Origin of the sequence: Sedimentitalea nanhaiensis DSM 24252 (genome assembly GCF_000473225.1) — a bacterium.
In the GTDB taxonomy this organism is placed as follows: Bacteria; Pseudomonadota; Alphaproteobacteria; order Rhodobacterales; family Rhodobacteraceae; genus Sedimentitalea; species Sedimentitalea nanhaiensis.
Map to the genome: position 1 here is coordinate 4,404,452 of NZ_KI421509.1, position 6,726 is coordinate 4,411,177.

A 6,726-nucleotide genomic window follows, 5' to 3' on the forward strand; every position below is an offset into this window, starting at 1 on the left:
ACGAAATGACAGATACCAATGAAACGACCGGGGGCGAAGCGCTGGCCCGCACCTTGCTGGCCCATGATGCCGGTCCGATTTTCGGAATGGGCGGCTTTCAATTGCTGCCGTTTTACGATGCCGCGCGGCGGCTTGGTCTGAACCATCATCTGGTCAACGATGAACGTTGTGGGACCTTTGCCGCCGATGCCTATGCCAAGGTGTCGGGGCGCGTTGGGCTGGTGGATGCCACGCTGGGACCGGGGGCGACGAATTTGGTGACCGGATTGGTCGAGGCATTGAACGCGGGTTCGCCCATCGTGGCCATTGTCGGCGATACCCACCGCGATCACAGCTGGAAGAATATGACGCAGGAGACCAATCAGGCCGACATTCTGCGCCCGGCCGCCAAAGAGGTCATCCGGGTGGAGGCCGTGCACCGCATTCCTGAACTGTTGCGCCGCGCCTTTCAGGTCGCCACGACGGGCCGGCCAGGACCGGTGGTTCTGATCGTGCCAGAGGACGTGTGTCACGGGACCTACGGCTTTGTGGATGCCGATTTCATCTGCGATCCGCGGTACCAATCCGCCCCGGCGTTGCGCTGTCGGCCCGAGGCCGAGGCGCTGGCGCAGGCCGCTGCGATGCTGGCCGCGGCTGAGCGGCCCTTGATCCTGGCGGGGGGCGGCGTGCACATCTCGCAAGCCGCCGAGGTGCTGACAGAGCTGGCCGAGACAGCGCAAATACCCGTTGCCCACACAATGAGCGGTAAGGGCGCAATCGCCTGTACAAACCCGCTGTCCGCAGGTCTGTTCGGGCGGTATGACCGGATTGCCAACAGCATGATCGATGACAGCGATTGTCTATTGGTGGTAGGCTGCAAGCTGGGTGAAATCGCCACCAAACGGTATACGGTTCCGGGGCCTGGAAAGACTGTGATCCATCTGGATTGCGTCGCCGAGGAAATCGGGCGGACCTATGCGCCCGAACTGCCGTTGTGGGGCGATGCGCGCGAGGGGCTGCGCGATCTGGCAGCGGCAGTTCAGGGGCAGACACCGTCTACCGCCCGCAAGGCCTGGTGCGACAGCGTTGTGATCCGCATGTCTGAATGGCACGACATGGCCCGCCCCCGGCTGAAAAGCGACGAGGTGCCGGTGTCCATGGGGCGGATGATGGGCGAGTTGAACCAACACCTGCCTGACAACGCGATCCTTATTGCAGATGGCGGCTTTGCGGCCCATTGGGCCGGGCTGATGTATGACAGCCGCCGCTGCGGACGTGGGTTCGTGCCGGACCGGGGCTTTGCTTCAATTGGATACGGGCTTCCGGGTGCGATTGGGGCCTGTATGGCGGCACCTGAACGTGCGGTGGTGGCGATTACAGGCGATGGTGGATTCAACATGGTGCTGGGCGAAATCGAGACCGCGCGGCGCCTGGGCATCGCGCCCACGATCATCGTGGTCAACAATGCCGCCTCGGGCTATGTCAAGGCATTGCAACATCTGATGTATGGTGAAGGCAACTACCAGTCTTCCGATCTGGCGGAAACCAATTACGCTGATGTGGTGAATGCCATGGGATGTCTGGGGCTGCGGGTGGAAACGCCCGGAGAGTTTGCGGGCGCGCTGAAGCAGGCGTTGGCTGAAACCGGACGTCCCGCAGTGCTGGACGTTGTGGTGACACGCGACGCCTCCAAGATGCTGCCTGCCGCTGACAGCCGCGCCGTCAAGGTCAAGAAAGGGGATCGGGTTGCCTGACGATCCGATCCTTGCGGACAGTATCACAAAACTGGGGGACTCGGCCCAGGGCCGGGTTGCCGTCACCGGATCGCATGGCGGGGTGTATGCTGCCTTTCTGGCGCGTCGGGCCGGCTTGCGCGCGGTCGTCTTTCACGATGCCGGCGTGGGTCTGGATGGGGCGGGTATTGGCGGATTGGACTGGCTGGCCGCGCAAGGCATGGCGGCGGCGGCGATTGATCATGCCAGTGCCGCCATCGGGCAGGCCGAACAGATGGCCGCACACGGAGTCATTTCCCATGTCAACGTTCCGGCCGCCGCACTTGGCGTTCAAGCGGGAATGACCTGTAGTGCGGCGGCCCAACGGTTATGTGCCGCAGTGATGCCTTGTTGCGATGGTCCGCCCGTCCGCGAGGGCAGGGAGGTTATGACCCTGCCGGGTGCCACGCGCCAGTTGATCCTGGTCGACTCTGCCAGTCTGGTGCGGGCCGAGGATGCCGGACAGGTGATCGTTACGGGGTCGCATGGGGCGTTGTTTGGGGCCGATCCGGCCAACGCGCTGAAAGCGGACGGATATCTTGCAGTCTTCAATGACGCGGGCGGGGCGGCGACATCACGTCTGCCTTTGTTGCAGGATCGTGGAGTGGCCGCCGCAGCGGTGGCCGCAATGTCTGCAAGGATCGGTGACGCACGCTCGACCTGGGAGGATGGCGTGGTTTCTGCGCTGAACTCCCGCGCCACGGACATTGGCGGACAGGTGGGCATGACGGCGTGCGATCTGGTCACATTGGCGGTGTCGCGGTAGCTCGGGGCCAAATCGCCCTGCGAACCCAACCGTCTCACACTGACATGCGATGGGTTGAGAGCCTCGGCCGCAACGCCAGGGTCCAGACAGGGGATGCTGACGCGCGTATCCAGTAACGTCTGTCGTAATTCGCGCCTTCGCGTGCCGACCCCACACTGTCGCGATCCGGCAACGGCAGTTTGAGCCATTTGTGTATGTTTTGTTTGTGTTGTTGTTGTTGATGATGCGGTTGCGGATTTTTGGGTTTTTTTTCGGTTTGGGGGTGCGGCGGCCGGGTGGTGTGGGTGAATCGGGTTGATGTGCGACTCGTTTTTGGCGGTGTTGCCGGGTGTTTGATGTGTGTTTCCGGGTCGCGACCGCAAGATTTGGTGTTAGCGCTGTATGTGAGTCGTGATGTGCCGGGAGATTTCTGTGGTTCTGGCGGCGGTCCGGGGTGTTTTTCTGGGGGAGGGTTGGATGGAAGGCGTTGATTTCATGAGATTAAATACTTTTCTGCAAAAAAGATGGCGTTTCTGGAAAAAAGGGGTTGCGGGTTTGGCGGACTAACCGTAGAACCCCCTTCACCGGCGGCGCAGAGATGCACCAACGGGGCGCCAGACGGGCGGGACGAACTGGAAACGGAACGGACCGAGACGAGGCGGAACGATAAAATCAGAGGTAAGTGAGGCGGGGCGCGCCATTAAAGAAAGGGCGCATCTCAGTTTCTTTTGTCTCTACGCTCTTTGAAATTGATAGTATCTGAAGAGATATGTGGGCGGTTTGGTTCATTCGATGGATCAACCTTCTGTATATCGCGCTAGTAGGGGCAACCCGATGATCTAGTGTCAGCTTCACTGTTTGGACGGTTTCTTGTTTTCTTATGAAAACCTGAAGCACAACAAACAGAAACTGCCCCGGCTGAACACCGGGGCGATGTGCAGAGGTTCGAACGTCAAGGATAAGCTGGCAACAGCTTTTCAACTTGAGAGTTTGATCCTGGCTCAGAACGAACGCTGGCGGCAGGCCTAACACATGCAAGTCGAGCGCTACCTTCGGGTGGAGCGGCGGACGGGTTAGTAACGCGTGGGAACATACCCTTCTCTAAGGAATAGCCACTGGAAACGGTGAGTAATACCTTATACGCCCTTCGGGGGAAAGATTTATCGGAGAAGGATTGGCCCGCGTAAGATTAGATAGTTGGTGGGGTAATGGCCTACCAAGTCTACGATCTTTAGCTGGTTTTAGAGGATGATCAGCAACACTGGGACTGAGACACGGCCCAGACTCCTACGGGAGGCAGCAGTGGGGAATCTTAGACAATGGGCGCAAGCCTGATCTAGCCATGCCGCGTGAGTGATGAAGGCCTTAGGGTCGTAAAGCTCTTTCGCCAGAGATGATAATGACAGTATCTGGTAAAGAAGTCCCGGCTAACTCCGTGCCAGCAGCCGCGGTAATACGGAGGGGACTAGCGTTGTTCGGAATTACTGGGCGTAAAGCGTACGTAGGCGGATCAGAAAGTAAGGGGTGAAATCCCAGGGCTCAACCCTGGAACTGCCTCTTAAACTCCTGGTCTTGAGTTCGAGAGAGGTGAGTGGAATTCCGAGTGTAGAGGTGAAATTCGTAGATATTCGGAGGAACACCAGTGGCGAAGGCGGCTCACTGGCTCGATACTGACGCTGAGGTACGAAAGTGTGGGGAGCAAACAGGATTAGATACCCTGGTAGTCCACACCGTAAACGATGAATGCCAGACGTCGGGTAGCATGCTATTCGGTGTCACACCTAACGGATTAAGCATTCCGCCTGGGGAGTACGGTCGCAAGATTAAAACTCAAAGGAATTGACGGGGGCCCGCACAAGCGGTGGAGCATGTGGTTTAATTCGAAGCAACGCGCAGAACCTTACCAACCCTTGACATCCCGGGACCGCCAGAGAGATCTGGTTTTCACTTCGGTGACTCGGTGACAGGTGCTGCATGGCTGTCGTCAGCTCGTGTCGTGAGATGTTCGGTTAAGTCCGGCAACGAGCGCAACCCACATCTTTAGTTGCCAGCAGTTCGGCTGGGCACTCTAAAGAAACTGCCCGTGATAAGCGGGAGGAAGGTGTGGATGACGTCAAGTCCTCATGGCCCTTACGGGTTGGGCTACACACGTGCTACAATGGTAGTGACAATGGGTTAATCCCCAAAAGCTATCTCAGTTCGGATTGGGGTCTGCAACTCGACCCCATGAAGTCGGAATCGCTAGTAATCGCGTAACAGCATGACGCGGTGAATACGTTCCCGGGCCTTGTACACACCGCCCGTCACACCATGGGAGTTGGGTTCACCCGAAGGCCGTGCGCCAACCTCTTCGGAGGGGGCAGCGGACCACGGTGAGCTCAGCGACTGGGGTGAAGTCGTAACAAGGTAGCCGTAGGGGAACCTGCGGCTGGATCACCTCCTTTCTAAGGATGTTCCTAGCATCACAGAGCTTGCTCTTGATCGTGGAACACTTAGCAGAAGATCGGCAAACAAAGCCGGTCACATCGAACCGGACCGTCCTCATATCTCTTCAGTAGTTAATCACAGACCTACCGGTCTGTCTTGGGTCGGTAGCTCAGGTGGTTAGAGCGCACGCCTGATAAGCGTGAGGTCGGAGGTTCAAGTCCTCCTCGACCCACCATCGTTCAATCCTTTGGGGTTGAACGCGGCGGCAGTGGAATTCCGAAGGGGTTCGACGAGAGCCATAACTTTCACCGGGCGCGCCGCAAATTGCTGCGCAATTCGCTTTCCGCGCTCGTCGAGTTGCCTTGCAGCTCAACGTGGGGCCTTAGCTCAGCTGGGAGAGCGCCTGATTTGCATTCAGGAGGTCAGGAGTTCGATCCTCCTAGGCTCCACCATCGTGCAATTGTGCGGGAATTGACCGAGGTGCATTTGCCGGGCGGCACCGAGATGCCATCAGGGCAGATCGCAGAACACATCTTCAAGCATTCGCGGAATGTTTGAACGTCTGTTCTGCAGACGAATTGACATCGTATAGAGAGATACAAATACAACACTGTTTGATCGCCACGAGTAGGTGGAGGATCTCAGTTTGGTGCCCTTCGGGGCGAGCGTATGTGGCGGTTGTTTCCTCGACCGATCATGCGTCTGCCAGCTGAAAAAGACAGCGTTGTCCAAGTCAAGTACACTAACCCGGTTCAAGTTCCGCACGGGATTTGAACCAAAGTCTGGCGCAAGCCAGGCGGGAAAAAGTATGCTTTTGGTTCAGAATAAGGGCCACAGTTTCTTACCAGCTTCTGTGGTCGCGAAGGGCGCAAGTCTTTCTTTTTCTGGATCAAATCAAGCGCGAAAAGGGCGTTTGGTGAATGCCTTGGCAGTAAGAGGCGATGAAAGACGTGATACTCTGCGATAAGCCATGGGGAGCTGAGAATAAGCTTTGATCCATGGATTTCTGAATGGGGCAACCCACCTGATACTTTGTTATTGTTAGCCGCAAGGTTATCAATAATGAGGTTAACCAGGTATTTATGACCTGAATACATAGGGTTATAAAGGCAAACCCGGGGAACTGAAACATCTAAGTACCCGGAGGAAAGGACATCAATTGATACTCCCCTAGTAGCGGCGAGCGAACGGGGACCAGCCGAGCCATGAATGTGAATAGAATGTGTTGGGAAGCACAGCCATAGTGGGTGATAGCCCCGTATATGAAGCACGATTGGACGTATTAAGTAGGGCGGAACACGTGAAATTCTGTCTGAAGATCGGAGGACCACCTTCGAAGGCTAAGTACTCCTTACTGACCGATAGTGAACCAGTACCGTGAGGGAAAGGTGAAAAGCACCCCGACGAGGGGAGTGAAACAGTACCTGAAACCGAACGCCTACAATCAGTTGGAGGGGCCTTGCGCCCTGACAGCGTACCTTTTGTATAATGGGTCATCGACTTGGTCTCACGAGCAAGCTTAAGCCGTTAGGTGTAGGCGCAGCGAAAGCGAGTCTTAATAGGGCGTCGAGTTCGTGGGATCAGACCCGAAACCGAGTGATCTAGGCATGACCAGGATGAAGGTAAGGTAACACTTACTGGAGGTCCGAACCCACACCTGTTGAAAAAGGTCGGGATGAGTTGTGCCTAGGGGTGAAAGGCCAATCAAACTCGGAGATAGCTGGTTCTCTGCGAAATCTATTTAGGTAGAGCGTCATCCGAATACCCTCGGGGGTAGAGCACTGGATGGGTAATGGGGCCCCA

Annotated in this window: 2 protein-coding genes, 2 tRNA genes and 2 rRNA genes; all 6 read left to right on the forward strand. The window is 57.0% G+C overall.

What is annotated here, in order from left to right:
• Window positions 1–5 precede the first annotated feature (5 nt).
• On the forward strand, window positions 6–1,733 hold the full coding sequence (locus NANH_RS0123655) for a thiamine pyrophosphate-binding protein (RefSeq protein WP_027264253.1): 1,728 nt from the start codon (window positions 6–8) through the stop codon (window positions 1,731–1,733).
• A complete protein-coding gene (locus tag NANH_RS27145; RefSeq protein WP_051372595.1) occupies window positions 1,726–2,517 on the forward strand; it encodes a hypothetical protein in 792 nt (263 codons plus the stop codon). The genes NANH_RS0123655 and NANH_RS27145 overlap by 8 nt, the downstream gene beginning before the upstream one ends.
• Before the next feature lie 957 nt (window positions 2,518–3,474).
• Window positions 3,475–4,940: ribosomal RNA gene (locus NANH_RS0123680) — 16S ribosomal RNA — on the forward strand.
• A 141-nt stretch (window positions 4,941–5,081) separates the two neighbouring features.
• Window positions 5,082–5,158: transfer RNA gene (locus tag NANH_RS0123685), tRNA-Ile, on the forward strand.
• A 141-nt stretch (window positions 5,159–5,299) separates the two neighbouring features.
• A tRNA-Ala gene (locus NANH_RS0123690) sits at window positions 5,300–5,375 on the forward strand.
• A gap of 440 nt (window positions 5,376–5,815) precedes the next feature.
• Window positions 5,816–6,726: ribosomal RNA gene (locus tag NANH_RS0123695) — 23S ribosomal RNA — on the forward strand; the annotation flags it as partial.

Excerpts from the sequence above, each read along its gene's own strand:
- NANH_RS0123655 (WP_027264253.1), top strand. The coding sequence starts at position 6 with ATGACAGATACCAATGAAACGACCGGGGGCGAAGCGCTGGCCCGCACC.